Here is a 26,757-nt window from a genome sequence, read left to right as displayed (position 1 = left end):
CTTCGCCCGCTCCAGTTCTTAAACGTCCTTTTCCTTTAAAAATTTGACTATCAAATACAGAGCTCTCGCATAGCTTTATGCTGTCGTCCGGCATCCGCCCAAGCCCATCAGGCTGGCACGATAGACTTAAAGCACCAGCCCAACGCAATTCCATTATTTTTTCTGCGCCAGAATAAAGATACGCGGAAACGCCAGCAGCACTTTGCCGTCTGATGCCACACTATAATGCCGGTTGAGTTCATCTGCGTATTGCGCCAGATAGTCCGCACGCTCTTCATCGCTTAGCGGATCAATAAACGGGCGCAAGCCGGTACCCTTCACCCACTCCACCACAGCTTCGATACCATCAAGCGGGTGATTATAAATCGTATGCCAAATATCCACATGCACGGCATCACTGCAAAGCGCTTCATAATATTGCGACACTGGCGGCAGCACTTCGCGCGCTTTATTGCCGATACGGCTTTGCCAGCGCGGGTCTTGAGCCACCTTAATCATCGACTGATGCGTGGCTTCACGCAAATTGTCCGGCATTTGAATCGCTAAAAGTGCCCCGCTTTTTAATGAGCGAAACAGACGCTGCATCTGTGCTATGTGATCCGGAACCCATTGAAACACCGCATTGGAAAACAATAAATCTGCTTGCGGCTGTGGTTGGTAAGTTGCCACATCGCCCAGTTGAAAATCCACCTCAGGCAGGCGCTGACGTGCCTTTTCAATCATATCGGGCGAGGTATCAAACCCCAAGATCGAAGCCTTTGGCCAGCGATCGAGCAGTACCTCTGTCGAGTTTCCCGGCCCGCAGCCGATATCGACAATATGTTCCAAATGATCCGACTTGATTTGGTTGATTAGATCTTGCGCCGGTCTGCTGCGTTCATTTTCAAATTTCAGATATTGTCCTGCTGACCAGTCTTTCATCACAATCACCTCGTGCATCATAGTGTCCATAACATACAAAAAAAGGCCGGTGATCAACACCGGCCTTTTCAAATTTTAGCGCGTCAGCGGCTTGTAAGTGACCCGCTTAGGGTTGACGCTTTCAGGTCCCAGACGACGGATTTTATCCGCTTCATAGTCCTCAAAGTTGCCTTCAAACCATTCCACATGGCTGTCGCCTTCAAAGGCCAGAATATGGGTGGCCAGACGGTCGAGGAACATACGATCGTGGGAGATGATAACAGCGCAGCCGGCGTATTTTTCCAGCGCATCTTCCAGAGCCGCCAAGGTTTCTGTGTCCAGATCGTTGGTCGGTTCGTCAAGCAGCAGAACGTTGCCGCCGGCCTGCAACATCTTGGCCAGATGCACGCGGTTACGCTGACCGCCGGAAAGATTGCCGACTTTCGCCTGCTGATCACTGCCCTTGAAATTGAACGCACCGCAATATGCGCGCGAGTTCATTTCATGCTTGCCGAGCTTGATAATGTCGCTGCCGCCGGAGATTTCCTCCCAGACGTTTTTGTCCGCATTGAGGTGATCGCGGCTCTGATCAACATAACCAAGATGCACGGTTTCACCGATACGGATGGAACCGGAATCAGGCTTTTCCTGACCAGTGATCATTTTGAACAGTGTCGATTTACCGGCACCGTTGGGACCAATCACACCAACAATACCACCTGGAGGCAGTTTGAAGGTGAGGTTTTCGATCAGCACGCGATCGCCAAAAGATTTGGTAAGATTTTCTGCCTCGATAACCACCTGTCCCAGACGTTCGCCAGCCGGAATAAGGATTTGTGCATCGCCTGCACGCTGATTTTCAGCCGCTTCAACCAATTCGTCATATGCCTTGATACGGGCTTTCGATTTGGCCTGACGGGCTTTAGGGCTCGCTGAAATCCACTCACGTTCACGCGAAAGCGCTTTCTGACGGGCATCGTCTTCACGGCCTTCCTGCAACATACGCTTGGATTTGGCTTCCAGATAGGCAGAATAGTTGCCTTCATACGGAATACCGCGACCACGGTCGAGTTCGAGAATCCAGCCAGTCACATTGTCGAGGAAGTAGCGATCGTGCGTAATCAGCAGCACAGCGCCCTGATATTCACGCAAATGCTTTTCAAGCCATGCGGTGGTTTCAGCGTCCAAGTGGTTGGTCGGTTCATCAAGCAGCAATAGATCCGGCTTGGAAAGCAACAGCTTGCACAGAGCCACGCGGCGGCGTTCACCACCAGACAAAACAGTGACATCAGCATCCGCCGGCGGGCAGCGCAATGCTTCCATCGCCATTTCAACCTGACTTTCCAGATCCCAAAGATTCTGGCTATCGATGACATCCTGAAGCTTCGCGCCTTCATCGGCAGTTTCATCAGAATAGTTCATCATCAGTTCGTTATAACGGTCAAGAATGGCTTGCTTGTCGGCAACGCCTTCCATCACATTACCAAGAACTGTTTTGTTCGGGTTGAGCTCAGGCTCCTGTGCGAGGTAACCGCAGGTGGCACCATCGGCCAGCCATGCTTCGCCGGTAAATTCTTTATCAAGGCCAGCCATGATTTTAAGAACAGTCGACTTACCAGCGCCGTTTGGCCCCAGAATACCGATTTTTGCATCGGGATAAAAAGACAAATGAAGATTTTCAATAATCTTCTTTGTGCCATAGGCCTTATTGAGGCCCGACATATGATAAATGAATTGGCGTGCCATAAAGCGCGTCATCTCCGATTAAGAGCACCCTATCCCACAAGGTAAGACTAGAAAGTGCTATGCAACAATGATCTGTCTCCTGCCATTATTGACGAATAATTTCAGGAAATCTTGGGTGCTTATGTAAGCTATCTGGCTGCGCGGAGCAATGGACAGACACGCAAAAGCAAAATTTTAACATTATAAAACCGGATGCGGATATTTCCGTCATCCGGTTTCCCCTCTGCTCATCCATAAAACTCATATATTCTTGAACGGAAGCTGCTAGTGCTACACACTTAACAAGTGTGCCGGTTCGCTTTAAAAGCGGAGCTGTCCGGAGCTTGCGCTTCACATTTATGTGTTAGAGTGACGCAGCTTTTAAAGTTTTGCAAGATTTTTTTCGCGGATAAATAGTCTGATGTCATTTGAAGAGATCCACGTTTTATCAAGCCCGAAGGAAAGCCGACTGGTGCTGCGCCATCAACAAGCAGAAGGCATCGCAGGCGGCATTGTGCATATCAATCACGGTTTGGCAGAACATTCTGAGCGCTACGCAGAATTTGCCAAAGCTTTGAGCCGTGCCGGTTATCATGTGTATGCGCAAGACCATCGCGGCCACGGGCAAAACATTGGAGCAAACCGCCCTAAAAGCATGTTTGCCATGCGTGATGGCGCCACCAAGGTCTTGAGCGATGTCGATAGTGTCAACCAGTTGATTAAAGAGCGGCACCCCCGCCTGCCGGTTATTCTCTTTGGTCATTCAATGGGCGGGTTGATCGCCTTTAATTATGCGCTGCAAAAGCCGGAAAATATCAATGGCTTGAGCATCTGGAACTCCAATTTCGGCAATCAATCCGAGCGGGTATTTGCGCAGTTCATGCTGAAAGTTGAACGCATGTTGAAAGGCTCGGATGTGCCGAGCCAATTTTTGCCCAAAGTGACGTTTCGCGCTTGGTCAAAAATGATCCAGCCATCGCGCACCATGTTTGACTGGCTTTCAAGCGATGAAGATGGTGTCGATGCCTATATCAAAGACCCGCTTTGTGGTTTTGACGCAAGTGTTTCGATGTGGCTCGATATTTTGCAATGGATGCAACAGGGCGACATGTCAAAAAACTGGGGGCGGTTACCTAAAAACCTGCCGATTAATTTCAATGCAGGCGCGTTAGACCCCGCCACCAATTTTGGTCAGGCTATCAGCAGCTTTGCAGCACGCCTGCAACAGACGGGTTTTACCAATATCACTACGAAAATTTATCCCCACAGCCGCCATGAAACTTTGCTCGATCAGGAGCGCGAATTAGCGACGCATGACTTTATTCAATGGGCTGATAAAGCTGTTCAGGAATATCAAGCGAGCCAGTGATCATAATCAGACACCAGCAAATGCAGCGGCGCTTCGTCTTCTTCTACCTGTGAGAAGCGCCCGATCGGATCACGAAAGACATTATCGGTGAGGTCATCATTAACCGTTGAAACCTCACCCACCAGTACATAACCGCCCTCGCCCCAAAAAGCGTGCCAATGCTGCGGCAGCAATGTAACGCTTTCGCCGGGCTGTAATTTTAAATGTCCACCTGCCGGCAGTGTCACCATGCGCCCGTCACTTGCAACTTTCACATCGGCATCCGGATCAATCCAGCCATCGCTACGTGCCTGAAACAGTTCAATCACCAGAGTTGCACCACCGCGATTGATAATATCTTCAGCTTTGAGATTATGACGATGCATTGGCGAAAGCTGATAATGGCGCGAAATCATAATCTTCTCGGCATAAAGCTGACCGCTGCCGCGCGTTAAATCTTCCGCTCTGCCATTGCGAAGTGTGAACAAAAACAAGCCAAGCTCATCAAATTTGCCCTGCCCGTAATCGGTAATGTCCCATCCCAGCCGGTGATCACGAATAATTCGGGCATGTTGCTGCACTTGGTTTTTCAAAGCTTGCGGCGCAAAATACGCAAAAGGCGGCAAAATAAACCCAAATGAGCGAATAAACTGATCGCTCTCGCGGATGATCCGGTTAATATCGCTTCTTTTCATGACCTGCCCTTTGCGTCACAGTTAGCGCCACATTATATATCAATATAACGCTGAAAAGCGTTTTCTGCCAAAGACAAGATTTCGGGGCACAAATTGGCAGAATAAATAAAACAAAAAGGATGAAATATGATCGCACATGCATTGATTGTCGTTGATATGCAAAATGATTTTTGTCCGGGCGGTGCGCTCGCTGTTAAAGGCGGAGACGAGTTTCTGCCGCTGCTCAACGCAACCATCAATGAAAGCGAACATGTGATTTTAACACAGGACTGGCACCCCAAAGGCCATTCCAGTTTTGCCTCCTCCCATGAGGGCAAAGAACCGTATCAAACTATTATGATGCCTTATGGCGAGCAGACATTATGGCCGGATCATTGTGTACAGGGCACAAAAGGCGCGGATTTTCATCCTCAACTGAACCGTGAGCGCGCACAACTTATCATCCGTAAAGGCTTCCGCCACGGCATCGACAGTTATTCCACCTTCTTTGAAAATGACCATAAAACACCAACAGGTCTGGCCGGATATTTGCGCGAGCGCAATATCGGTGCCATCACGCTGGCGGGGCTGGCAACCGATTTTTGCGTGGCTTTTTCAGCGCTTGATGCGGTTGAACTGGGCTTTAACACCCGCGTGCGGCTTGATTTATGCCGTGCCATTGATGTGAACGGTTCACTCGACGTGATGCTTGATAAAATGCGTCAAGCAGGTGTGGAGCTGATTGCTTAAATAATAGCTTCTCATGCTGTCAAAAATCTGCAAGCTTTGCCATCACTTTGCTGCGGCTTTTTTCATTTCCAACATTTTCCGTAAATGGATTATTCACCTAATATAGCGCGAAAAAACATCAAATTTTCCTAATAACGACAAATAACACGATAATTATTTTCCAATTGACCACAATCAATGTGGGTATGCGACAAATCTGAAAAGCATGAGTAACCTCTCAAATATGCCTTTTCGGAGGACGCATGAAAACCCTAGTAAAATTAGCCATCGCCGGTGCGGCCACACTGGCGGCTGCGTGGCTCTTTGCCTTATCAACGCCTTACTGGCTCACTCCCAAGCAGGAAGCGCAAGTTGATATTACCGATGCTGCCTTGATCACCAAGGGCGAATATATCGCCCGCGCCGGTGACTGCGGCGCATGTCACACAGCACCGGGCGGCAAAGAATTTGCCGGCGGCCTTGGTATGCAAACGCCGCTTGGCACCATCTATTCCACCAATATTACACCGGATAAAGAAACCGGCATCGGCAATTATTCTTATGCCGATTTTGAACGAGCTGTCCGCCAGGGGGTAAGACAGGATAATGTTCATCTTTATCCGGCCATGCCGTTTGTTTCTTATACAGTGGTCAAAGACGACGACATCAAAGCACTTTATGCTTACTTTATGTCGAAGGTAGAAGCGGTTTCTCAAGACAACCAGCCAAGCACTTTGCCATGGCCTGCCAATATGCGCTGGCCGCTGGCTTGGTGGCAGTTGTTTTTTTCCAATGGACGCGATTTTGAAATCGCCGCCAATACTGATCCGGTGCTGGAGCGCGGTGCTTATCTGGTGGAAGGCCTTGGCCATTGCGGCGCTTGCCACACCCCGCGCGGCCTTGCTTACGAAGAAAAAGCGGTCAAAAACGATAAGGACGGCAAGTTCCTTTCCGGCTCGGTGCTGGAAGGCTGGTATGCGAAAAATCTGCGCGATCAGGACACCGGGCTTTCCACATGGAGCGAAGACGAGATCGTCATGTTCCTGCAAAGCGGACGCAATGACCGCACTGCCGCTTTCGGTTCGATGGCCGATGTGGTGCAGCATTCCACCCAATATCTGGAAGAAAGCGATCTGCGCGCCATTGCCCGTTATCTGAAATCGCTGCCGCCAAGCAAAGGCCGTGAGCAGAAATGGCAGCCTAAGGAAGATATCACCACAGCAGCCCTTAAAGCCGGTGACTTCTCCACCAAGGGTGCTCTGTCTTATGTCGAGCATTGCACCGTCTGCCACCGTATGGACGGCAAGGGTGCGCCACGGATTTATCCGGCACTGGCCGGCAATTCGATTGTCTTTGCCGATGATCCAAGCTCGCTCATTCAGGTCACATTGGCTGGCGGCAAAACACCTGATACCGACCATGACCTGATGGCCTTTACCATGCCCGGCTTTGCTCATCTTCCAAACTGGCAGGTTGCGGAAATCCTCAACTTTATCCGCAATGGCTGGGGCAATCACGGTTCCGATATTACCGAAGCCGACATTGCCCGCATGAGACGCGAAATCGCGCACAAGCCCGTGCATTATGTTCCGGAGAATAAGCAATGAGAACCAAATCGGTTATTTTCCTCGGTGCTGCATTTGCTGTGGCCATTACCGGTTCGGCATGGGGTTTCATCAGCCTGCGCTCCAGTATGGATGCGCAGCCACTTGATGCCATCGCTGTTCTGAACAAAGAAAAAGAACAGATCGGCACATATCAGATCCCCGTTGATCATGATATTTTGAAGGAGCCGAATGCGGCAGACATTTTGCAAGGCAAACGCCTGCTCAATGAAACTGCCCGTTTGCTGCCTGATAATGTCGGCAATGGCCTCAACTGTAACTCCTGCCATTTGGCTCAAGGTAAGGTCGACAAAGCCGCACCTTATATCAACACCTCCAATTTCTACCCTGCCGTGATGCCGCGTGCTGGCAAGGAAGTGGATCTGGAAATGCGCATCAATGGCTGCTTCCAGCGTTCGATGAACGGCAAGCCGCTGCCACGTGAAGGCGCTGATATGAAAGCCATGATCGCCTATATGGATTGGCTCGGCAAAGGTGTTGCAAAAGGCACCAGCGTCAATGTTAAAGGCGCTGGCGCAATTGATGAAAACCTTATTCCCGATCCGGTCAATGGTGCGAAAATTTATGCCGCACAATGCGCTGCCTGCCACGGCAGCAATGGTGAAGGCATGAAGGATCAAGCGGGCGACTATATCTTCCCGCCGCTTTGGGGTGATGAAAGCTTCAATATCGGTGCAGGTATGGCGCGTACTTATAAGGCTGCGCAATTCGTCAAATATGCGATGCCACCGGCACAAAATTACAATCTGCCGATGGGGCAAGGTGATGTGCTGAGCGATCAGGAAGCGATCGACGTGTCGGAATATTTCACTCACATGCCGCGTCCGGATTTTGCCGGCAAGATCAATGACTGGCCAACGGTTAAAAAGCCGAAAGATGCCCGTTACTAAACACAATAAAAAAGGCCGGTATCAGATCAGATACCGGCCTTTTTATTATGCTCAATCCATAATTAAAATCGCCCGAAAATCATTGACATTGGTGCCGGTGGGGCCGGTCACATAAAGATCATTGAGCGCTGAAAACGCACTCCACGCATCATTTTTATGTAAAAAATCAGCGCCGTTCAGCCCTTTTTCGCGCAAACGATCTATGCTCGTTCCATCGGCAAAAGCACCGGCATTATCTTCTGATCCGTCAATGCCATCCGTATCAGCGGCGAGTGCATAAATGCGGCCATCTCCGGCGATGTCCATTGCAAGCGAAAGTAAAAACTCAGTATTGCGTCCACCCTTGCCTTTGTCGCGTATAGTGACAGTTGTTTCCCCGCCCGACAATAAAATCACCGGCTTTTGAAACGGTCGATCACGCATCGAAATTTCTTTGGCGATTGCGCTATGAACATGCGCCACTTCGCGCGCTTCGCCCTCAATCGCATCCGATAAAATCACCGCCGGAATATTATATTGCTCTGCGCGTGTCACTGCTGCTTCCAGCGATATGGCAGCAGAGGCAATCACATGGGTTTCGTGATTTTTGAAACAAGCATCATCGGCAAGCGGCGCATTGGCCGCATCTGATTGCAAATGCTGCATCACATTATCCGGCAATTTTAAGCCATATTGCGCAATGATTTGCAAAGCATCATGGCGTGTTGATCTATCCGGCACGGTGGGGCCGGAAGCAACATATGCCGGATTGTCGCCTGGAATATCCGACACGATCAGGCTCACCACTTTTGCCGGAAAACAAGCTGCCGCCAGCCGTCCGCCTTTTACTTTGGAAATATGTTTGCGGATGACATTCATCGCACTGATCGGCAGGCCGGAGGCAAGCAGTGCCTCATTAACCGCCACTTCATCGTCCAAAGTCAAGCCATCGGCAGGGGCTGGCAATAGAGCGGAGCCGCCACCGGAAATGAGTACGACCACCAGATCATCTTCAGTTAAATTTTCAACGGCTGCGAACAAGCGTTTGGCCGCTTGGCTTCCCGCCTCATCGGGCACAGGATGCGAGGCCTCGATGATCTCAATCTTTTCGCAATCGACACCAAAGCCATAGCGCGTCACCACAACACCGCTGAAATCGCCATCCCAGCATTGCTCAAAAGCGCGTGCCATATGTGCCGAGCCTTTGCCCGCACCAATGACAACCACTTTGCCTTTGGGCTTTTCAGGCAAAAAAGCTTTGATCCGAGTAAGCGGATCAGCGGCATCAACTGCCGCTTCAAACAGGGATGTTAAAAGAGCACGCGGTTCGACTGAAGGCTGCGACACGGTTTGATATCCCCTTAAATTTTGATGTTCAGCTTATCTATAAAGCTGATTTCATCGCTTTTCCGGCAATATAAACTTCTGCAACACAACGGTCATCCCCCATTGTCTGCAAAATGAATAATTCATCTTCCAGCGTTGCGGCCACATCCATGCGTAAATCCATCGCTGGCTTGGCACGTGCATCAAGCACCACAATATCGGCATCCGCTCCCACATGTAGCGAGCCGATTTTATCTTGCAAACCGAGGGCGCGGGCATTGCCGAGTGTCAGCATATAATAAGACTGCAAAGGTGATAATTTCTGGCCTTGCAGTGCCATGATTTTATAAGCTTCGCTCATGGTTTCCAACATCGAAAAGCTGCTACCGCCGCCCACATCTGTTGCCACAGAAATACGCGCACCTAATTTTGCAAAGCGATCATGATCAAAAAGCCCGCTGCCTAAAAAGAGATTGGATGTCGGGCAAAAAGCGGCAATTGCCCCCCTCTCTGCCATCAGCGACACTTCACGGTCGCACATATGTATGCAATGGCCGAGAATGGTTTTAGGCGTCAGTAATTCGTAATGGTCATAGATGTCGATATAATATTTCACGCTTGGATAAAGCGAGGTTGCAAAGGCAATTTCATCAAGATTTTCCGACAAATGCGTCTGCACATAGCAATCGGGAAATTCCTGCACCAGCGCCTTGCTCATCTCCAATTGCTCAGGCGTGGAGGTAATGGCAAAGCGTGGACTGATGGCATAATAAGTTCGTTGATCGGGCTGATGCCATGCTTCAATCAGCGCCTTGCTGTCATCATAACCCGATTGCGGCGTATCGCGTAACGCTTCCGGCGCATTGCGATCCATCATTACCTTACCGCCCACCATCAGCATATTACGCTGCCGCGCGGCAGCAAACATCGATTGTGCGCTTTGCTTATGCACAGAACAATAAGCAACCGCAGTGGTGGTGCCATTACGGATCAGTTCATCAAGAAAGCGGCCTGCAATAAAATCGGCATGGGCTGCACTTTCAAATTTTTGCTCTTCGACAAAAACATAAGTATTGAGCCATTCCAGCAATTGCGCGCCATAAGAGGCAATCGCCTGCGTTTGCGGAAAATGCAAATGGGTATCAATAAAGCCCGGCATAATCAGATGCGGGCGATGATCATTTACCGCCACATCGGCACCCACATCCGCACTGGCTCGTGCCTTAACATCGTCAAAATTGCCAATATCCGCGATCTTGCCATTTACGATCAGCAATGCGCCATCGTCATAAAAGAGATGCGATGAGGCTGCATTTTCCTGAGATGGATTTTTCAAAAATGTGAGGACACGACCCCGAATAATATGGGGAGTGGTTTGAGCACTCATTGCGTTTTTCCTCTCTTCACACTCGTCTCATACCATGCAGCCAGCATGCGACGTTCTTCATCCGTAACAGCCGTAACATTGGCAGGAGGCATGGCATAGGAACGCCCTGCCTGCAAATAAATCTCGCGGGCATGGGCAGCAATTTCGCGGTCTGTTTCCAAAATCACCCCTTTAGGCGCGGTGATAATACCATCCCATGCCGGTTCTTTGGCATGGCACATCGAGCAGCGTCCTAGAATCGTATCTCTGACTTGCGAGAAATTGTCAGCCACTACAAAATTTTGCTGCGCCGGTGTCAGTTGCAAAACCTGCTCTTCATCCGGCAATGGTTTTTGTATGCTCGAAAGCCAGATAATCGCAATGAACAAAAGAACTGTTACAATCCATGTCCATGTCGGTTTGCCCTTGCCGGCATGGCGGGTGTTGAACCAATGGCGGATGGTAACACCAATCAGGAAAACCAGTGAGGCAATAATCCAATTATACTCGGTAGCAAAAGCCAGCGGATAATGGTTGGAAAGCATCAAAAAAACAACCGGCAGTGTCAGATAATTATTATGGGTCGAGCGCTGCTTGGCAAGTTTGCCATATTTGGGATCAGGGACCTTTCCGGCAATCAGATCGGCAACTACGATTTTCTGATTGGGAATAATCAGCATAAACACATTGGCGGCCATAATGGTGGCGGTAAATGCACCCAAATGCAGGAAGGCCGCGCGTCCGGTGAAAAGCTGCGTGTAGCCCCATGAAACGGCAACCAGCACGCCGTAAAGCAGCACCATAATCACCGTGTCATTTTTACCCAATCCGAATTTGCAAATCAGGTCATAAATGAACCACCCCAGCACCAGCGAGGCAATGGAGATAAAAATAGCAACCGGTGCAGAAACATCCAGAACAGCCGGATCAATCAGATAAAGATCAGCGCCCGCATAATAAACAAGGCACAAAAGCACAAAGCCGGAAAGCCATGTGGCGTAGGATTCCCATTTGAACCAGATCAGATGTTCGGGCAAATGCGGCGGTGCGACCAAATATTTTTGAATATGGTAAAAGCCGCCGCCATGCACCTGCCACTCTTCGCCATTCACGCCTTGCGGCAAATCGGGGCGTTGGCGCAGACCTAAATCAAGCGCCACAAAGTAAAATGACGAGCCGATCCATGCAATCGCCGTCATTACATGCAGCCAGCGGGCGGCAAAACTCAGCCAGTCCCAAGCAACCGCAAAATCATACATGCGCCCCTCCCATTATGTTTTTGTTCCCATTGTTAGACAGTGCATTATGTGCCAAGGAAGTGTTGGGGGAAATGAGTGCAACTCAACGAGCACTTTCAAAAAAATATAAATAATCGGGAGCAGTTTCAGATCATATGTCGTACATAAAAAATCTGCGCGTCTTCATTCGTGTCGTGGAACTGGGCAATCTTTCTGCCGCAGGGCGTGATCAGCGCGCCTCGCCGGCTGTGGCCAGCAACCGCATCAAAGAACTGGAAAAACATTTGGGCGTGCGGCTTTTCAACCGCACCACGCGCAAATTGACGCCGACCGAACATGGGCGCGTTTTTTACCAAGGTGCGGTTAAAATCATTGAAGCCGTGGAAGAAGCTGAAGCTGCCATTACCGATATTTTACAAAACCCCAAAGGTGCTTTGCGCATTACCGCACCTTTAAGTCTTGGCCGCACTTTAATCGGGCCCGCTATTCCGGATTTTCATGCCAAATATCCTGACATTGAAGTGCGCCTGCGCCTATCTGATCATGAAATTGATATTATGAGTGAAGGTGTTGATGTGGCTTTCAAACTCGGCATTTTGGAAAATTCTAACTTACGTATGCGTGGCATCATGAATTGCGAACGCGTCATTTGTGCAGCGCCCGAATATCTTGAACGCCGCGGCACACCGCAAACACCCGACGATCTCATCAATGACAAACATGATTGTTTGTTGCTGCGTTTTCCGGGCTCCAAAGAATATTACTGGACACTGCAAACACCTGAGGGCTTGCGCAAATTTGAAATTGCCGGGCCTTATGATTCCGACGACAGTGATGTTTTGACCCAATGGGCATTAAGCGGGCATGGTCTCATCAACAAGCCATTGTTTGAGGTCAAACATTATATCAATGAAGGTAGATTAGTGCCGGTTTTAACCGATACGCCACCGGTGACTATCCAGCTTGCAGCAATTTATCCGCATAAGCGTTTTCTCGATCCGAAAATCCGCCTCATCATTGATTATATGGCTGACCGCTGCCAGCGCCGCATTACCGAAATTCTGAAAAGCTGACGAGATCGTCGATGACCGGTTGATAATTAAGGGCGGCAGTCAGCACTTCAGCCGCCACCAAAGCCGCAATCACCGACGGGCGTTTGTCTTTCACCGCCACCCCACCCACCGGACAGATAAGGCGGGCAAAATTATCCCGTGCATGTTGCTTATGTTCTGTCTCTTTCAAATACCAGCTGCGGAATGTGGCGCGTTTTGACTTGGAGCCGATCATGCCGACATAGGCAGTGTCTTGACGTGCCAAGGCTTCCGAGACAATCAGAAAATCCAGCGCATGATCATGGGTCAGGATGATGAAAGAACTCCCCGCAGGCGCCGAACGCACCACTTGTTCAGGCAATGCGGTCAGGCAGGTTTCAATGCCGGTTGCCTGTGTGTTGGTGAGCTCCTGCTCGCGCGTATCCACCAGCACCACCCGCAACGGCAACAGTGCTAAAGCAGTCGCTAGCGCATCGCCCACATGCCCTGCCCCAAATACATAAACCTGTGGCCGCATGGCAATTTCGGCATCAACACTTGCAATGAGAGAAACAGCCAAATGCGGATCCATCCTTTGCAGTTTCAACCCGACACGCCCGCCGCAGCATTGGCCGATTTCAGGCCCCAAAGGCACATCCATACCCGGGATATCCTGAATATCGGCCAAATCCGGATTGTTCAATGCGCCTAATAATATTTTGCGCGCCTGATCAATCGCCATATATTCAAGCTGGCCACCGCCAATGGTGCCGAAAATTGCATCCATTGCCACCAGCATCCATGTGCCGGCATCACGCGGCGCAGAGCCTGCCACATTGGTGACTTCCACCAGTATCACTTGCGCCCGTGGTTGCAAAAAAGCTCTGATATCGTCTTTCAATGCCGACATCTGACCCGCTCCGTTACTCGATTTTTTGCATTTTCATGCGTTGCAGCGCCATTAAAATCCGCTCCGGTGTGGCGGGCGCATCAAGGCGCGGGTTCACGCGGTAATCAGCCGTGCTGGCAACAGCCATCGACAGGGCTTCCAGCACCGAAATCGGCAACATGAATGGTGGCTCGCCTACAGCTTTCGAGCGGCGGATTGTTTCCTCACGGTTGATCGACCATGACGCCAGATTAACATTGAAAATACGTGGCCGGTCGGAAGCGAGCGGAATTTTATAAGTTGACGGCGCATGGGTGCGCAAACGACCTTTATTGTCCCACCACAATTCTTCCGTGGTGAGCCAGCCCATACCTTGCACAAAAGCGCCCTCAATCTGCCCGATATCCAGTGCCGGATTGATGGATTTGCCGACATCATGCAATATATCGGCGCGCTCCACCTGATATTCGCCGGTCAGCGTATCAATGCTCACCTCGGAAACCGCTGCCCCATAAGCATAATATAAGAATGGGCGGCCTTTACCTTCATCCCTGTCCCAATGGATTTTCGGTGTCTTATAAAAACCTGCCGCAGAAAGTTGTACGCGTGCGGCATAAGCTGCCTGAATAAATTGCGGGAAACTCATGGTCTGCACACCAAGGCGCACACTGTTTGGCTCAAAAACCACTTTTTCGGGTGCAATTTTATAGGCTTCACAAGCAAAATTCACCAGACGCGCTTTGATCTGGCGTACGGCATCTGCCGCAGCCATACCGTTTAAATCCGTACCTGATGATGCAGCGGTGGCCGACGTATTGGGCACTTTATCGGTACGCGTTGCCGTTGCTTTGATGCGTTTCAGATCAATCTGAAACTCTTCCGCCACCACTTGCGCGACTTTGGTGTAAAGCCCCTGCCCCATTTCCGTGCCGCCATGGTTCACCTGCACCGAACCATCGGTATAAATATGCACCAGAGCCCCTGCCTGATTGAACTCGGTTTTAGTAAAAGAAATGCCGAATTTCACTGGTGTCAGCGCAATGCCGCGTTTAATGATGCGGCTGTTGCGGTTAAATTCCAGCACTTTTTCGCGCCGTGCGGCATAATCGGAGCTTTCCTCCAGTTCCGCCACCACACGCTGAATAATATTATCTTCCACCGTCTGGTGATAGGGGGTCACATTGCGGTCTTCCGTTCCGTAAAAATTGGCTTTGCGGATTTCCAACGGGTCTTTGCCTAAATAATAGCCGATTTCTTCGATCATCCGCTCGGCACCGACCACCCCTTGCGGGCCACCAAAACCACGGAAAGCGGTGTTGGAAACCGTATTGGTTTTTTGCGGGCGTGAAACAAGCCTCACATTGGGATAGTAGTAAGCATTATCAGCGTGAAACAAGGCGCGATCCGTCACCGCACCCGACAAATCCGCACAAAAACCACAACGTGCCATGAAGCTGGCATCCACGGCTTCAATGCGACCATCATCATCAAAGCCCACCTGATAATCGACATAAAAATCATGACGTTTTCCGGTTGCTTCCATATCATCATCACGGTCGAGACGGATTTTAACCGGAGCACGGCATTTTTTCGCAGCAATCGCTGCCACACAGGCAAAAAGATTGGCTTGTGTTTCCTTGCCGCCAAAACCGCCACCCATCCGGCGCACCTGAATTGTCACCGCATGGGACGGCACATGAAGCGCATGTGCCACCATATGCTGCGTTTCCGTAGGATGCTGGGTGGAGGAATAAATCGTCACATCATCATCTTCCCCCGGCCACGCAAAAGAAATTTGACCTTCCAGATAAAAATGATCCTGCCCGCCAATTTGCATTGAGCCGGACAGCACATGCTTTGAATTTTTAAAGCCTGCAGCAATATCGCCGCGCTCCAGCTTCATCGGCGAAACCACCATCGGATAATCAGCCGCCTTTGCCTCGCGCGCATTCAGCATATGCGGCAGATCGTGATAAGTAATTTTGGCTTTTCGAGCTGCAAAACGCGCCTGCGCCCGTGTTTTGGCAATCACGGCAAAAAGCGGCTGGCCGTAAAATTCAACCTTATCTTTGATGAGAATAGGCTCGTCATTCAAACCGAGCGGGCTTAAATCATTGACGCCCGGAATATCTTTATGGGTGAGAATACCAACCACGCCTTCGCAGCTTAAAACATCTGCAAAATCCATGTCGGAAACATTAGCATGGGCGCGTTCTGAAAAGCCTAAATAGGCATGAAGCGTGCCAGCCGGTTCGGCAATATCGTCAATATATTCTGCCGTTCCCGCAACATGTTTATGGCCGGATTCATGTTTCTCATTTTCATGAGCGCCGCCTTGGATGCGTGCAATTCTCTGCATTTTATTCATCACAACCTCCCAGAAGCGATAACATCACGCCACCGCTTCGCGGCGAAGGCGCAATTCTGCCTCGCCCGTTGTTTCCAGATAAAAACGACGCAACAGATTTTGTGCGGCCAGCAAACGATAATCCGCACTGGCGCGCCAATCGCTTAATGGTGTGAAATCTTGTGGCAGTGTCGCAATAGCCACCTCTATCGCGGCCTCATCCCACATTTCCCCCAAAACCGCCGCCTCAGCCTGCGCCGCACGTTTTGGCGTACCTGCCATGCCGCCATAAGCAAAAATGGCATTTTTCACCCGACCATCCGCATCCAATTGAACAGAAAAACCGCCGCAAACGGCTGAAATATCCTCATCCATCCGCTTGGTAATTTTATAAACGGCATAATGGGAGTTTACCGATAATTTCGGGATTTCAATCGCCTCAACAAACTCGGATCTTTCCCGATCCTGTTTGCCATATTCAATAAAATAATTCTCTAAAAGCACTTTGCGGCGTGATGTATTTTTACGCAAAATGATCGAAGCTTGCAGCGCAATCAAAGCGGGTGGCGTGTCGCCAATAGGTGAACCATTGGCAATATTCCCACCAATCGTACCCATATTTCGCACCTGCTCGCCGCCAATGCGGTTCCAGAATTCGCGCAATTGCGGAAAATGCTGAACGATCAACGGATAAAGCGCCGAATAAGTCACGCCAGAGCCTAAGCGAATATGATCTGCATCTGCACTGACCTGACACAGTTCTTCCAACCCGCCAATAAACACCGCTGGCGTGATCGGGCGCATGAATTTCGTGACCCAAAGCCCGACATCAGTGGAACCTGCAACCAGCACGGCATTGGGGTTTTCTTCCAGCACTATGGCCAAATCATCAACATTGGCAGGGATGATGATTTGCTGCCCGTCCGCCTCGACCTCGACACGGCAACCATCTTTTAAACCGCTTAATTTTTCGATCATGTCGGCGCGGTGCTTAACCAGTAAATCGCCATTGAGATCGCCGGAGAGCACAACGCTTTCAGCCGCGCGGATAATCGCGGCATAACCGGTGCAACGGCATAAATTGCCTTGCAAGGCTTTTTCAATACGCGCCACACTAGGTGCGGTTTCTTGCATCCAAAGCCCGTAAAGCGACATTACAAAACCCGGTGTGCAGAAGCCGCATTGCGATGCATGGGTATCAACCATTGCTTGTTGGACAATATGCAAGCCACCGGTGGGTGATTTCACCGCTTCGACGGTGACCACATGACAACCATCTAATGATCCGACAAAACGAATGCAGGCATTGACCGATTCATAATATAATTCGCCATTGAGCAAACGTCCGACCAACACCGTGCAGGCACCGCAATCGCCCTCGGCGCAGCCTTCTTTGGTGCCGCGCATTTGCCGGTCAAGCCGCAAGAAATCCAGTAATGTGTGGTCGGCAGCAACGTTATCCAAAATCACCAGCTGATCATTGAGATAAAAATGGATAAATTTACGAATGGATACGCTCATGAGCCTTAGCTCCCGCGATAGGTAGAATATGAAAAAGGGGATGCCAAAAGCGGCACATGATAATGCTGGGCGGCGTCACTCATCCCAAAACGCAACGGCACCTGATCTAAAAAAGCAAAATGCTCATTATCGCGTTTAATTTGAAAATAATCGCCGACATGAAAGACCAGCTCATATTGGCCGGCCTGCATTGCAGCGCCCGATAGCAGCGGCTCGTCGCAGCGCCCGTCATCATTGGTGCGAACATCTTTGAGCTTTAGACGCTTATCCTGATCAAGGCGATAGAGTTCAATGCGAAGATCGCTTGCCGGAACACCTTTCGCCGTATCAAGGACATGGGTCGTCAACCGCCCCGCCTTACGCATTTCAGCGTTCATGCAATTTCCTCCCCGTATTTTCTCCCTATCCTACAGTATCTCTAAATATGCGTTCCAATGAAAGCACTCTAATCAATGGATGACTTTCAAATATTTCAATGGGAATATAGCTTTCAAATTCAGCATATCATGATTTCATATTTATTGCTCGTTTCGGGAAAACTACATGAAATACCCACGTAATCTGATCGGATACGGTGCCAAACCGCCCCATCCGCAATGGCCGGACAATGCCAATATTGCCGTGCAATTTGTCATCAATTATGAGGAAGGCGGCGAAAGCTGTATTCTTGACGGTGATCCGGCATCGGAATCTTTGCTTTCGGAGATCGTCGGCGCGCAGGCTTGGGCCGGTCAGCGCAATCTCAACATGGAATCCATTTATGAATATGGATCGCGCGTCGGTTTCTGGCGGTTGCACCGCGCTTTTACCAAACGCAACATGCCGGTGACCGTTTATGGTGTCACCCAAGCGATGGCGCGCAATCCTAAAGCGGTGGAAGCAATGAAATCTGCCGGTTGGGAAATTGCCAGCCACGGGCTTCGCTGGCTCGAATATAAAGATTTTGAAGAAGAGATAGAGCGCCAACATATTCGTGAAGCGGTGCGCCTCCACACAGAGCTTACCGGCGAGCGGCCGCTTGGCATTTATCAGGGCAAGCCGTCACACAACACATTGAAACTGGTGATGGAAGAAGGCGGTTTTGTCTATTCAGCTGATTCCTACGCCGATGAATTGCCCTATTGGGTGGAAGGCGAACACGGACCGCATCTGATTGTGCCATATACATTGGATGCCAATGATATGCGTTTTGCCACGCCCCAAGGCTTCAATTCTGGTGACCAGTTTTTCAATTATCTCAAAGACAGTTTTGATGTGCTTTATGAAGAAGGTCGGGATGGTGCGCCGAAGATGTTGTCGATCGGCCTGCATTGTCGCATTGTCGGCAGGCCGGGCCGGATAGCAGCACTGAACCGCTTCCTTGATTATATCCAAGGTTTTGACAAGGTCTGGATTGCGCGCCGCATTGATATTGCCCGTCATTGGATAAAACATCATCCGGCACCCCAGAAACAAAAACCATCCATGATGGACAAAGCAGCTTTTATCGACGCTTTCGGCAGCATTTTCGAGCATTCACCTTGGATTGCCGAACGTGCTTTTGAGCAAGGACTTGATGCGAACCACGACCATGCTTCCACACTGCATGAAGCAATGGCTGCGATATTCCGTCAGGCAAGCGAAGAAGAACGCTTGGGCGTTTTATGCGCGCATCCGGACTTAGCCGGAAAACTGGCACAAGCCAAATGTCTGACTGCAGAATCCACCGCCGAGCAAACTTCCGCCGGACTTGATTCTTTAACCGATGAAGAGCGTGCCCTCTTTACCAATCTTAACCAGCGCTATGTCGAACGCTTCGGCTTTCCGTTCATCATTGCGGTCAAAGGACTCAATAAGACACAAATTCTGCATGCTTTCCAAAACCGCATCGCGCATGAGCGCGCACAAGAACTTGCCACCGCCTGCCAGCAAGTGGAACGCATCGCCTTATTGCGCCTCAACAGCATTTTACCGGAGTGATCATGACTGACGTTCAAAATAAAACCGCCACTTATTATGCCCCTCATGGCGGCCAGCCACCACAAACGCAGATCATGACCGACCGCGCTGTTTTCACCGAAAGCTATGCATTGCTGCCCAAAGGCACGATGATGGATATTGTCACCAGCTATCTGCCTTTCTGGAACAAAACGCGGGCATGGGTTTTATCGCGTCCGCTTTCCGGATTTGCAGAAACCTTCTCGCAATATATTATGGAAGTTCAGCCACAAGGCGGCAGCGACAGACCGGAACCAGATGTTGGTGCGGAAGGTGCCATTTTTGTGGTTGAAGGTGAGTTGACCATCACGCTTTCCGGCCAAAAGCACGTCATGAATGAAGGCGGTTTTGCCTTTATTCCGCCAGCCAGCGACTGGCAGGTGAAAAACAACAGCGACAATCCGGTGCGCTTTCACTGGATACGCAAGCTTTATGAGCAAGTGGACGGCATTGATGTGCCTGAAGCCTTCTTTACCAATGAAAAAAACATTACCCCAAGCCCGATGGCGCATACAGAAGGCAAATGGGCAACCACCCGCTTTGTCGATCCGCAAGATCTGCGCCACGATATGCATATGACCATTGTCACTTTTGAGCCGGGTGCGGTTATCCCTTTTGCCGAAACCCATGTGATGGAGCACGGGCTTTACGTGCTTGAAGGCAAAGCGGTTTATCGTTTGAACAAAGATTGGGTAGAAGTGGAAGCCGGTGATTTCATGTGGTTGCGCGCTTTTTGTCCGCAAGCCTGTTATGCCGGAGGACCCGGCAAATTCCGCTATCTGCTTTATAAAGACGTCAACCGTCATATGAAGCTTGGTTCACCGTTTCGTAGGCCATAACCCATGCAAAATACCATTAAAATCAGCCCGTTGACGGCAGCAGCTTTTGCGCCTTTCGGCGATATTTTATGTAAAACACAAGCGCCGTCCGCCTATCACATCAATCAGGGCAATTGTCTGCGTCATCATGATCTGGCGAGGATAGAGGCAACCGGCACCAATGCGCGGGTATTGATTAATATTTTCAGCGCCAAGCCTTATCAATTGCCATTACAGCTTAATATGATGGAACGGCACCCTTATGGCAGTCAGGCCTTTATGCCACTGTCGGGCGAGCCTTTTCTGGTCATTGTTGCCCATGACAGCGGTGACGGGCCAGCGCGCCCGCAGGCTTTCATCACCCAAAGCGGACAAGGCATCAACATCCACCGCAATGTCTGGCATGGTGTTCTGACGCCATTGAACAAACCATGTGATTTTCTGGTAGTTGATCGAGGCGGCGATGAAAACAACTTGCAGGAATTCTTTTTCCCTACTCCCTATCTCGTAGAATAAGTCTTCGCGGAAACACATAAAAAAGCCCCGCCTGTCAACTGACCGGCGGGGCTTTTTTATGATACTCTTAGCTGATCTTATTCAGCAAAGAAGGCGTAACGGATGACGAAGAGTGCAGCCACAATCCATGTCGCAGGATGCACGTCACGAGCCTTGCCGGTTGCAGTTTTCAGCACAACATAAGAAATGAAACCAAAAGCCAGACCGTTTGCAATGGAATATGTCAGCGGGATCGCCAGCACTGTCATTGCAGCTGAGCTTGCATTGGTGATATCATCCCAGTCGATTTCAGCCATTTCGCGCATCATCAAGCAAGCGACATAAATCAAAGCAGGCGCAGTAGCAACAGCAGGAACTGCTGAAGCAAGCGGCGAGATGAACAGAGCTGCGAGGAAGAGAACTGCAACAACAGCAGCTGTCAGACCTGTACGGCCACCAGCCTGCACACCGGCAGCGCTTTCGACATAAGCAGTGGTCGAGCTGGTACCGATCAGCGAACCACCGATAATGGCGGTGCTGTCAGCAAACAAAGCTTTGCTCAGGCGGTTCGGCTTGCCTTCAGGCATCAAACCAGCGCGCTTGGAAACACCGATCAGAGTACCGGTTGCGTCAAAAACTTCAACCAGAACAAAGACGATGATCACCTGAATGAAACCAACATGCAGAACACCCATGATATCGAGCTGCAAGAAGGTGGAGGTGATGCTTGGCGGTGCAGAGAAAATGCCGTTGAAAGTGCTTACGCCCAAAATCATCGACAGAACGGTAATTACCAAAATACCGATCAGGATCGAGCCACGAACTTTCATGGCGTCGAGGGCGGCAATGATGAAGAAGCCGAGAATTGCAAGCAATGTGCCGGTCTGGGTCAGGTCGCCGAGACCCACCAGAGTGGCTGGGTTGTCGACAACGATACCGGCGCTTTTGAGACCTACGAGACCAAGGAACAAACCGATACCGGCAGCAATGGCGCTGCGCAGCGACATCGGAATACCTTCAATCAACCAACGGCGCACACCGGTGACGGTCAAAAGCAGAAAGATGATACCCGAGATGAAAACCGCACCCAGTGCCTGCTGCCAGGTGAAACCCATGGCACCAACAACAGTGAAAGCGAAGAATGCGTTAAGCCCCATACCGGGAGCCATACCGATCGGCCAGTTTGCAACCAGCGCCATCACGATCGAACCGAGAGCAGCTGCCAAACAGGTTGCAACAAAAATCGCGTTTTTGTCCATACCGGTTGATGACAGAATGTCCGGATTAACGAACAGAATGTAAGACATAGTCAAGAACGTAGTTACACCGGCAATGACCTCTGTCCTAACCGATGTGCCGTGCTCCTTAAGCTTAAAAAGCTTTTCCAGCATATTAGCCTCCTGGCATATTTGCCCAATACAGTGCTAGAATATCATGCGCCTTTGCAGGCGTTATTTTATATATGACCCGTATTTCTTCATTGCCCTACTGTCAGTTCATACCGACTGGATCGAAACTTTGTCGAAATACTTCATCCCCAGCATTATATTCATTGAAACATTTGCTTGTTTGCATCTGAGCCAAGTGAGCTGCCGGTTAAGCCGCAGACAATCGCCACTGAAAATACCGATCACCTTATTGCCATGATTTTGCCATTATCAGATAGGTGCGTCTACGTAAATCAGTCTGAATGTGCTTTTGCCCGAGCGCTAGCCCCTTATTCCACAACTATTATTGAAACTGTTTAAGTTTTAGCCCGTCAATCGGCGCGCATGATGCCTTAATTGCCGCAGTAGACACTTTCTGCCGGAAATCCCAAGACTCACAGGCAGATTTTTGCTATAGTGTGTGCATGAGGATAAGCTCATAGTAATGAGCAGACCGTTTGATGTATTACTTATACATGAAACGGCTCTCCACCGATCATCCTTATAGCGGCATTGATTCAATGTCACGGCTCCTGTGAGCCTTCACAAAGCCATATCAGCCGCTATGCCGGATAATCATATAAACAATTGAAAAGTGATCCCGTCCTAAGCATGACCCAACAACCCTTCTGGCAACGAAAAACTCTTGAAGAAATGAACAGTGAAGAATGGGAAAGCCTGTGTGATGGTTGCGGCCAATGTTGCCTGCATAAATTGCGCGATTATGATACGGATGAAATTTATTTCACCACCGTTGGCTGCACTCTGCTCGACAACAATACCTGCCAGTGCTCGGACTATAAAAACCGTAAGAAAATCGTCCCTGATTGTATTTTCCTGACACCTGAAATTGTCAATGAAGTGGATTGGTTACCGCCGACCTGCGCTTATCTTCTGATATCACAAGGTCAGGATCTGGAATGGTGGCATCCACTTGTATCCGGCAGCTCTGAAACCGTGCATGAAGCGGGAATTTCTATGAAGGGAAAAATCACCGCTTACGACCATGAGATGAAGGAAGACGAAGATTATATTCCGCACATGGTTGGTGTGTCCGGCTGAAAGTCCCGGCAAGCGCAAATTGAAGTATCGCTGACACTGGGAAGCATTGGTATCAGCATTATTCTGCTGGCAATTTTTGGATAATAAAAAAGCCTGACCGGTATTGCACCAGTCAGGCTTCATTTTTAACTCGGATGAAAAGCTTATTGCTTCAGTTCAAAAGTCACGGTGACTGAAACATTATAGGTGTTTTCCCCGGCTGACATTGGCACCGAATCCGACTGTGCAGACGCTTCCATTGCGAGCATTTTGCCACGAGCCATTGGCACCGGCATCGGGCGACGGGATGTTTCGTTAATTTCCAGCACATCACCAAGGCCAACACCGGCAGCATCGGTCAGGGTTTTAGCTTTGGCAATCGCATCGGCAACTGCACGTTTACGTGCTTCAGTAATGGTTGCTGACGGATTGTCATTAACAAATGTGACATCACCACCCTGGTTGACACCAAGTGTCACGGATGTATCCAGAATATTGCCAAGCTTGCTCAAATCGCGCACACGTACGCTCAATGAATTGGAGACGGAATAGCCGGAGATTTTCGGCTGGGTCAGGCCGTTTTTGTCGTCAGGATAAATATAGCGTGGTTGAATATTAAAACCACCCGTTTGCAAATCGCGCGGCTCAACGCCTGCTTCTTGCATAGCGGAGAGAACTTTGTCCATCGCTTCATTGTTCTGGGTGAGCGCATCGCGCGCAGTATCTGCTTCACGCAAAACAGAGAGATTGAGGAGAGCCATGTCAGGCGCAACATTCATTTCACCTTCGCCGGTGACGGTAATACGGGAAGTTCTTTTTTTCATATGATTCTCTTGAGCGGCCGCTGAAGCGGGTAATACGCTGACAAGCGCACTGCCTGCGACTGCGGTGAGTGACAATGATGCTATCAAAAAGACTTTCGCGCGTGTTGTCATAGTGTCTCCTGTGGGAAAATTGGTTTCAGTTTTTAAGTTTTACAATTGATTATGTGCTGATTAGGGCAATTGTTACAAATGCCAGCTTGTCTAACATATTTTTTTCGGTTAGGTCAGTTGTTGCGTGGGGCCTGTAGCTCAATTGGTCAGAGCCGGCGGCTCATAACCGCTTGGTTGGGGGTTCGAGTCCCTCCGGGCCCACCATTTTCCATTATAAATCAAGCCGGATATGATTATATCATCAATCATTCTTTTAGCCGCAGCAAAAGAATGGAATGTTAAAAAATGTCTTTCAGCATAATACTTAAGATCATCCGATTTATAATTTTTATACAAATCGAAAAACATTACACTCGTGCAGAAAAGTTCATCCATCCAACTTTTTAATAACTATGGCCATGTAGTTTTATAATAATATGTATGTTATATGACAACGATCATCTTTTTTAAAAAAGATCGCCCGGCCGGCAGTAATCAATTGGAACAGAGATGAACAAACATGATTCACCCAAAACTGTCCTGACCTACGGGACTTTTGATATTTTTCATGCAGGCCATGTCAATATCCTCAGGCGTGCGCGTCAATTTGGTGAAAAACTGATTGTTGCTGTTTCAACCGACGAATTTAATGCAATCAAAGGCAAGAAGTCTCTTTTCAGCTATGAAGAGCGCAAGCTGATTGTTGAAACATCCAAATTTGTAGATCTGGTTATTCCTGAAGAAAATTGGGAACAAAAAATTCACGATGTTCAGCGCTACAATATTTCCACTTTTGTGATGGGACATGACTGGAAAGGCAAATTTGACTTTCTTAAACCCTATTGCAACGTTGTCTATCTTGATCGAACACCGGTTATTTCTTCATCTTATTATAAAGAAGCCATTCAAACCGCTGTGGCCTGAACAGATATCATTTAAAAGATTTCTCACTTATCTAAGCTTCTATTACAATAATTTATGTCGTGCAGCAGCAAGGAAAAGTCCATGAAATTTGGCTACACCATCATCTACGTTCCTGATGTTGCCGCATCCTTGCAGTTTTTCTCCAATGCTTTCGGCTTCAAAATCCGCTTTCTTCATGAAAGCGGCGATTACGGTGAATTGGAAACCGGTGAGACAACTCTCGCCTTTGCCAATGTGGAACTTGCCGATACAAATTTCAAAACAGGCATTGTCGCTGCCCACACTTCCGCCAAACCATTAGGGATGGAAGTCGCATTTGTGACCGATGATGTCGCAAAAGCTCACGCAAAAGCAATTGCCGCCGGTGCGCAGGAATTGGCCGCGCCAAAACAAAAACCTTGGGGCCAGACCGTTTCTTATTTGCAGAGCCAAGACGGTACTTTGATCGAATTATGTACGCCAGTCGGCAGCTAAAGCGGTTTTATCAACGATCATCCAGATGAAACTTATGCAGGATGCGGTGCACAACAGGTGCGCAAAGAAAACTGACCGAGGCCAGAAAAAATAGATTGGCATAAAGACCAAAAATGCCGATGAATAATTTACCGCTCAGGCTATCCGGCATTTGTACAATACCAAAGCCACCAAGCAAAAACGCCGAATGCACAATCGCATTTTCCAGGGTGGTACCTTCAAAATACAAAAGCCCTGCTGCGCCGATCAAAACCGACAGCGCCAATATGCCCAGTACCCACGAAAAATGCTTCAATAAACGTGCCGCAAAGGCAGCTTTTGACAATAACTTATCACTTGCCCGTTCGTACATGGCTTTCCCGCGACCAAACCACCCTTTAACCACCCCTTCCATGATAGCGCCTTACAGCATAAGAAAAGCTTAATTAAAGCAGATACAAGCTTGATCGCTTTGATTGCATCAAGCCAGCAAATCTGCCGGTTTGTCTTCAACAATCCGCAAGCGGCTTTCTCTAAGCGAACCGCTCTGTTGCAAAAGCGGATAAGCAACTGACGCAAAATGTGCGTTGACACGTTTTAAGTCCCGCAAAATATCCATATGAAGGCTGCTGGTTTCAATCGCTGCCGCATTCCCCGCCCGCACCCGATCAAGATGGCGCTCGGCCGAAACAGTTTCCACCGCGCGGACAGCAGTTTTGGCAATCACTAATTGGCGCGCCAATGCTTCATCGCGTGAAAGAAAAATTGCCTGTGCCAGGGTTAAATTTTCTAAGGTTTTTTCATAAAAACCAGTTAACTCAGCCAAACCTTCGGACGAAAAATGTAACCGGTTACGATTTTTCTTCAAGGCGGTTTCGGCCAGCCCTGCATCAATAATATCGCCTGTATGCTCCAGATTTATAACGTAACTGAGGATTTCCTGAGCACGCAGATTTTCTGACTCATCAAGATCTGTGCGATCAATGCGTGCCACATACATTTTTATCGCCTCATGACGCTCATCGACCTCGGCTTCGATTTCAGCGATCTGACGGCAGGCATCTGTGCCGGACCCACGCAAGGCCTCCAGACTTTTTTCCAGCATTTGATTGACAAGATC

Annotated in this window: 24 protein-coding genes, 1 tRNA gene and 2 pseudogenes; 12 read left to right on the top strand and 15 right to left on the bottom strand. The window is 49.4% G+C overall.

Features of this window, described 5'->3' with window-relative positions:
• Positions 1 to 153: 153 nt before the first annotated feature.
• Complete coding sequence (gene tam, locus JNC77_RS03055) at positions 154 to 921, bottom strand: trans-aconitate 2-methyltransferase (protein WP_374829307.1); 768 nt, start codon at positions 919 to 921, stop codon at positions 154 to 156.
• Positions 922 to 996: 75 nt separating this feature from the next.
• Positions 997 to 2,646 carry an energy-dependent translational throttle protein EttA gene (ettA, locus tag JNC77_RS03050; protein WP_374829305.1) on the bottom strand — a complete coding sequence of 550 codons (1,650 nt, stop codon included), beginning with the start codon at positions 2,644 to 2,646 and terminating at the stop codon, positions 997 to 999.
• 400 nt (positions 2,647 to 3,046) lie between these two features.
• Here ettA and JNC77_RS03045 point away from each other — a divergent pair, with 400 nt between their 5' ends.
• Positions 3,047 to 3,994 carry an alpha/beta fold hydrolase gene (locus JNC77_RS03045; RefSeq protein ID WP_374829303.1) on the top strand — a complete coding sequence of 316 codons (948 nt, stop codon included), beginning with the start codon at positions 3,047 to 3,049 and terminating at the stop codon, positions 3,992 to 3,994.
• Here the strand turns inward: JNC77_RS03045 and JNC77_RS03040 are convergent.
• Positions 3,979 to 4,668: a D-lyxose/D-mannose family sugar isomerase gene (locus JNC77_RS03040; protein WP_374829301.1), complete on the bottom strand. Its 690-nt coding sequence runs from the start codon at positions 4,666 to 4,668 to the stop codon at positions 3,979 to 3,981. The genes JNC77_RS03045 and JNC77_RS03040 overlap by 16 nt on opposite strands.
• A gap of 126 nt (positions 4,669 to 4,794) precedes the next feature.
• On the opposite strand from JNC77_RS03040, the gene pncA reads away from it, so the two are divergent.
• From pncA to JNC77_RS03025, 3 genes are all read left to right on the top strand, one after another.
• Entirely contained in the window at positions 4,795 to 5,397 is a 603-nt protein-coding gene (gene pncA, locus JNC77_RS03035; RefSeq protein ID WP_374829299.1) for a bifunctional nicotinamidase/pyrazinamidase, read from the top strand.
• A 242-nt stretch (positions 5,398 to 5,639) separates the two neighbouring features.
• Complete coding sequence (locus JNC77_RS03030; protein WP_374829297.1) at positions 5,640 to 6,983, top strand: c-type cytochrome; 1,344 nt, start codon at positions 5,640 to 5,642, stop codon at positions 6,981 to 6,983.
• Complete coding sequence (locus JNC77_RS03025) at positions 6,980 to 7,891, top strand: c-type cytochrome (protein WP_374829295.1); 912 nt, start codon at positions 6,980 to 6,982, stop codon at positions 7,889 to 7,891. Before JNC77_RS03030 ends, JNC77_RS03025 begins: the two co-directional genes overlap by 4 nt.
• A gap of 51 nt (positions 7,892 to 7,942) precedes the next feature.
• Here JNC77_RS03025 and JNC77_RS03020 read toward each other — a convergent pair whose 3' ends face one another.
• The 4 genes and pseudogenes from JNC77_RS03020 to JNC77_RS03005 form a co-directional block, all read right to left on the bottom strand.
• Positions 7,943 to 9,217: a glycerate kinase type-2 family protein gene (locus tag JNC77_RS03020; RefSeq protein ID WP_374829293.1), complete on the bottom strand. Its 1,275-nt coding sequence runs from the start codon at positions 9,215 to 9,217 to the stop codon at positions 7,943 to 7,945.
• 37 nt (positions 9,218 to 9,254) lie between these two features.
• Positions 9,255 to 10,583 carry a guanine deaminase gene (gene guaD / locus JNC77_RS03015; protein ID WP_374829291.1) on the bottom strand — a complete coding sequence of 443 codons (1,329 nt, stop codon included), beginning with the start codon at positions 10,581 to 10,583 and terminating at the stop codon, positions 9,255 to 9,257.
• A pseudogene (locus tag JNC77_RS03010) lies at positions 10,580 to 10,843 on the bottom strand (urate hydroxylase PuuD); the annotation flags it as partial. The gene guaD and the pseudogene JNC77_RS03010, both read right to left, overlap by 4 nt.
• A gap of 68 nt (positions 10,844 to 10,911) precedes the next feature.
• Positions 10,912 to 11,821: pseudogene (locus tag JNC77_RS03005) on the bottom strand (urate hydroxylase PuuD); the annotation flags it as partial.
• Between the two features lie 134 nt (positions 11,822 to 11,955).
• Between JNC77_RS03005 and JNC77_RS03000 the strand changes: the two are divergent.
• The gene (locus JNC77_RS03000) at positions 11,956 to 12,873 is read left to right on the top strand and encodes a LysR family transcriptional regulator (RefSeq protein ID WP_374829289.1); all 918 of its coding nucleotides are present in this window, start codon (positions 11,956 to 11,958) and stop codon (positions 12,871 to 12,873) included.
• Here the strand turns inward: JNC77_RS03000 and xdhC are convergent.
• From xdhC to uraH, 4 genes are read right to left on the bottom strand one after another with little or no spacing between them, the layout of a single operon-like run.
• The gene (xdhC, locus tag JNC77_RS02995) at positions 12,851 to 13,741 is read right to left on the bottom strand and encodes a xanthine dehydrogenase accessory protein XdhC (protein ID WP_374829287.1); all 891 of its coding nucleotides are present in this window, start codon (positions 13,739 to 13,741) and stop codon (positions 12,851 to 12,853) included. The genes JNC77_RS03000 and xdhC overlap by 23 nt on opposite strands.
• Positions 13,742 to 13,754: 13 nt before the next feature.
• The gene (gene xdhB, locus JNC77_RS02990) at positions 13,755 to 16,088 is read right to left on the bottom strand and encodes a xanthine dehydrogenase molybdopterin binding subunit (protein ID WP_374829285.1); all 2,334 of its coding nucleotides are present in this window, start codon (positions 16,086 to 16,088) and stop codon (positions 13,755 to 13,757) included.
• Between the two features lie 24 nt (positions 16,089 to 16,112).
• Complete coding sequence (xdhA, locus tag JNC77_RS02985) at positions 16,113 to 17,588, bottom strand: xanthine dehydrogenase small subunit (RefSeq protein ID WP_374829283.1); 1,476 nt, start codon at positions 17,586 to 17,588, stop codon at positions 16,113 to 16,115.
• A 5-nt stretch (positions 17,589 to 17,593) separates the two neighbouring features.
• Positions 17,594 to 17,965, bottom strand: a complete 372-nt coding sequence (gene uraH / locus JNC77_RS02980; RefSeq protein ID WP_374829281.1) for a hydroxyisourate hydrolase — start codon at positions 17,963 to 17,965, stop codon at positions 17,594 to 17,596.
• 166 nt (positions 17,966 to 18,131) lie between these two features.
• Between uraH and puuE the strand changes: the two genes are divergently transcribed.
• The 3 genes from puuE to JNC77_RS02965 are packed head-to-tail and all read left to right on the top strand — an operon-like array spanning position 18,132 to position 20,899.
• Complete coding sequence (puuE, locus tag JNC77_RS02975; RefSeq protein WP_374829279.1) at positions 18,132 to 19,547, top strand: allantoinase PuuE; 1,416 nt, start codon at positions 18,132 to 18,134, stop codon at positions 19,545 to 19,547.
• A gap of 2 nt (positions 19,548 to 19,549) precedes the next feature.
• Positions 19,550 to 20,404 (top strand): bifunctional allantoicase/(S)-ureidoglycine aminohydrolase, encoded by an 855-nt coding sequence (locus JNC77_RS02970; protein ID WP_374829277.1) that lies wholly within the window; start codon positions 19,550 to 19,552, stop codon positions 20,402 to 20,404.
• Between the two features lie 3 nt (positions 20,405 to 20,407).
• Positions 20,408 to 20,899: an ureidoglycolate lyase gene (locus JNC77_RS02965; protein ID WP_374829275.1), complete on the top strand. Its 492-nt coding sequence runs from the start codon at positions 20,408 to 20,410 to the stop codon at positions 20,897 to 20,899.
• A gap of 77 nt (positions 20,900 to 20,976) precedes the next feature.
• Here the strand turns inward: JNC77_RS02965 and JNC77_RS02960 are convergent, their stop codons facing one another.
• Positions 20,977 to 22,269: an NCS2 family permease gene (locus tag JNC77_RS02960; RefSeq protein ID WP_374829273.1), complete on the bottom strand. Its 1,293-nt coding sequence runs from the start codon at positions 22,267 to 22,269 to the stop codon at positions 20,977 to 20,979.
• Positions 22,270 to 22,917: 648 nt separating this feature from the next.
• On the opposite strand from JNC77_RS02960, the gene JNC77_RS02955 reads away from it, so the two are divergent.
• The gene (locus JNC77_RS02955; RefSeq protein WP_374829271.1) at positions 22,918 to 23,367 is read left to right on the top strand and encodes a YcgN family cysteine cluster protein; all 450 of its coding nucleotides are present in this window, start codon (positions 22,918 to 22,920) and stop codon (positions 23,365 to 23,367) included.
• 143 nt (positions 23,368 to 23,510) lie between these two features.
• On the opposite strand, the gene JNC77_RS02950 is transcribed toward JNC77_RS02955, so the two are convergent.
• The gene (locus JNC77_RS02950) at positions 23,511 to 24,281 is read right to left on the bottom strand and encodes an SIMPL domain-containing protein (protein ID WP_374829269.1); all 771 of its coding nucleotides are present in this window, start codon (positions 24,279 to 24,281) and stop codon (positions 23,511 to 23,513) included.
• A gap of 127 nt (positions 24,282 to 24,408) precedes the next feature.
• On the opposite strand from JNC77_RS02950, the gene JNC77_RS02945 reads away from it, so the two are divergent.
• From JNC77_RS02945 to JNC77_RS02935, 3 genes are all read left to right on the top strand, one after another.
• Positions 24,409 to 24,485, top strand: a tRNA-Ile gene (locus JNC77_RS02945).
• 285 nt (positions 24,486 to 24,770) lie between these two features.
• Complete coding sequence (gene tagD, locus JNC77_RS02940; protein WP_374829267.1) at positions 24,771 to 25,184, top strand: glycerol-3-phosphate cytidylyltransferase; 414 nt, start codon at positions 24,771 to 24,773, stop codon at positions 25,182 to 25,184.
• An 81-nt stretch (positions 25,185 to 25,265) separates the two neighbouring features.
• Positions 25,266 to 25,658 (top strand): VOC family protein, encoded by a 393-nt coding sequence (locus JNC77_RS02935; RefSeq protein WP_374829265.1) that lies wholly within the window; start codon positions 25,266 to 25,268, stop codon positions 25,656 to 25,658.
• A gap of 10 nt (positions 25,659 to 25,668) precedes the next feature.
• Here the strand turns inward: JNC77_RS02935 and JNC77_RS02930 are convergent, their stop codons facing one another.
• On the bottom strand, positions 25,669 to 26,052 hold the full coding sequence (locus JNC77_RS02930; protein WP_374829263.1) for a hypothetical protein: 384 nt from the start codon (positions 26,050 to 26,052) through the stop codon (positions 25,669 to 25,671).
• Between the two features lie 66 nt (positions 26,053 to 26,118).
• Positions 26,119 to 26,757 (bottom strand): PhoU domain-containing protein (locus JNC77_RS02925; protein WP_374829261.1); only part of this gene is annotated, 639 nt, incomplete at its 5' end.

Origin of the sequence: Paenochrobactrum pullorum, from assembly GCF_041929845.1 — a bacterium.
Lineage (GTDB): Bacteria > Pseudomonadota > Alphaproteobacteria > Rhizobiales > Rhizobiaceae > Paenochrobactrum > Paenochrobactrum pullorum.
The sequence above is the reverse complement of the archived record's forward strand: the minus strand, read 5'-3'. Positions and strand labels throughout refer to the sequence as shown.

Bases quoted from the DNA above. Each gene is read 5' to 3' on its own strand.
- tam (WP_374829307.1), bottom strand. From the start codon at position 921: ATGAAAGACTGGTCAGCAGGACAATATCTGAAATTTGAAAATGAACGC.
- ettA (WP_374829305.1), bottom strand. From the start codon at position 2,646: ATGGCACGCCAATTCATTTATCATATGTCGGGCCTCAATAAGGCCTAT.
- JNC77_RS03045 (WP_374829303.1), top strand. From the start codon at position 3,047: ATGTCATTTGAAGAGATCCACGTTTTATCAAGCCCGAAGGAAAGCCGA.
- JNC77_RS03040 (WP_374829301.1), bottom strand. From the start codon at position 4,668: ATGAAAAGAAGCGATATTAACCGGATCATCCGCGAGAGCGATCAGTTT.
- pncA (WP_374829299.1), top strand. From the start codon at position 4,795: ATGATCGCACATGCATTGATTGTCGTTGATATGCAAAATGATTTTTGT.
- JNC77_RS03030 (WP_374829297.1), top strand. From the start codon at position 5,640: ATGAAAACCCTAGTAAAATTAGCCATCGCCGGTGCGGCCACACTGGCG.
- JNC77_RS03025 (WP_374829295.1), top strand. From the start codon at position 6,980: ATGAGAACCAAATCGGTTATTTTCCTCGGTGCTGCATTTGCTGTGGCC.
- guaD (WP_374829291.1), bottom strand. From the start codon at position 10,583: ATGAGTGCTCAAACCACTCCCCATATTATTCGGGGTCGTGTCCTCACA.
- JNC77_RS03000 (WP_374829289.1), top strand. From the start codon at position 11,956: ATGTCGTACATAAAAAATCTGCGCGTCTTCATTCGTGTCGTGGAACTG.
- xdhC (WP_374829287.1), bottom strand. From the start codon at position 13,741: ATGTCGGCATTGAAAGACGATATCAGAGCTTTTTTGCAACCACGGGCG.
- xdhB (WP_374829285.1), bottom strand. From the start codon at position 16,088: ATGAATAAAATGCAGAGAATTGCACGCATCCAAGGCGGCGCTCATGAA.
- xdhA (WP_374829283.1), bottom strand. From the start codon at position 17,588: ATGAGCGTATCCATTCGTAAATTTATCCATTTTTATCTCAATGATCAG.
- uraH (WP_374829281.1), bottom strand. From the start codon at position 17,965: ATGAACGCTGAAATGCGTAAGGCGGGGCGGTTGACGACCCATGTCCTT.
- puuE (WP_374829279.1), top strand. From the start codon at position 18,132: ATGAAATACCCACGTAATCTGATCGGATACGGTGCCAAACCGCCCCAT.
- JNC77_RS02970 (WP_374829277.1), top strand. From the start codon at position 19,550: ATGACTGACGTTCAAAATAAAACCGCCACTTATTATGCCCCTCATGGC.
- JNC77_RS02965 (WP_374829275.1), top strand. From the start codon at position 20,408: ATGCAAAATACCATTAAAATCAGCCCGTTGACGGCAGCAGCTTTTGCG.
- JNC77_RS02960 (WP_374829273.1), bottom strand. From the start codon at position 22,269: ATGCTGGAAAAGCTTTTTAAGCTTAAGGAGCACGGCACATCGGTTAGG.
- JNC77_RS02955 (WP_374829271.1), top strand. From the start codon at position 22,918: ATGACCCAACAACCCTTCTGGCAACGAAAAACTCTTGAAGAAATGAAC.
- JNC77_RS02950 (WP_374829269.1), bottom strand. From the start codon at position 24,281: ATGACAACACGCGCGAAAGTCTTTTTGATAGCATCATTGTCACTCACC.
- tagD (WP_374829267.1), top strand. From the start codon at position 24,771: ATGAACAAACATGATTCACCCAAAACTGTCCTGACCTACGGGACTTTT.
- JNC77_RS02935 (WP_374829265.1), top strand. From the start codon at position 25,266: ATGAAATTTGGCTACACCATCATCTACGTTCCTGATGTTGCCGCATCC.
- JNC77_RS02930 (WP_374829263.1), bottom strand. From the start codon at position 26,052: ATGGAAGGGGTGGTTAAAGGGTGGTTTGGTCGCGGGAAAGCCATGTAC.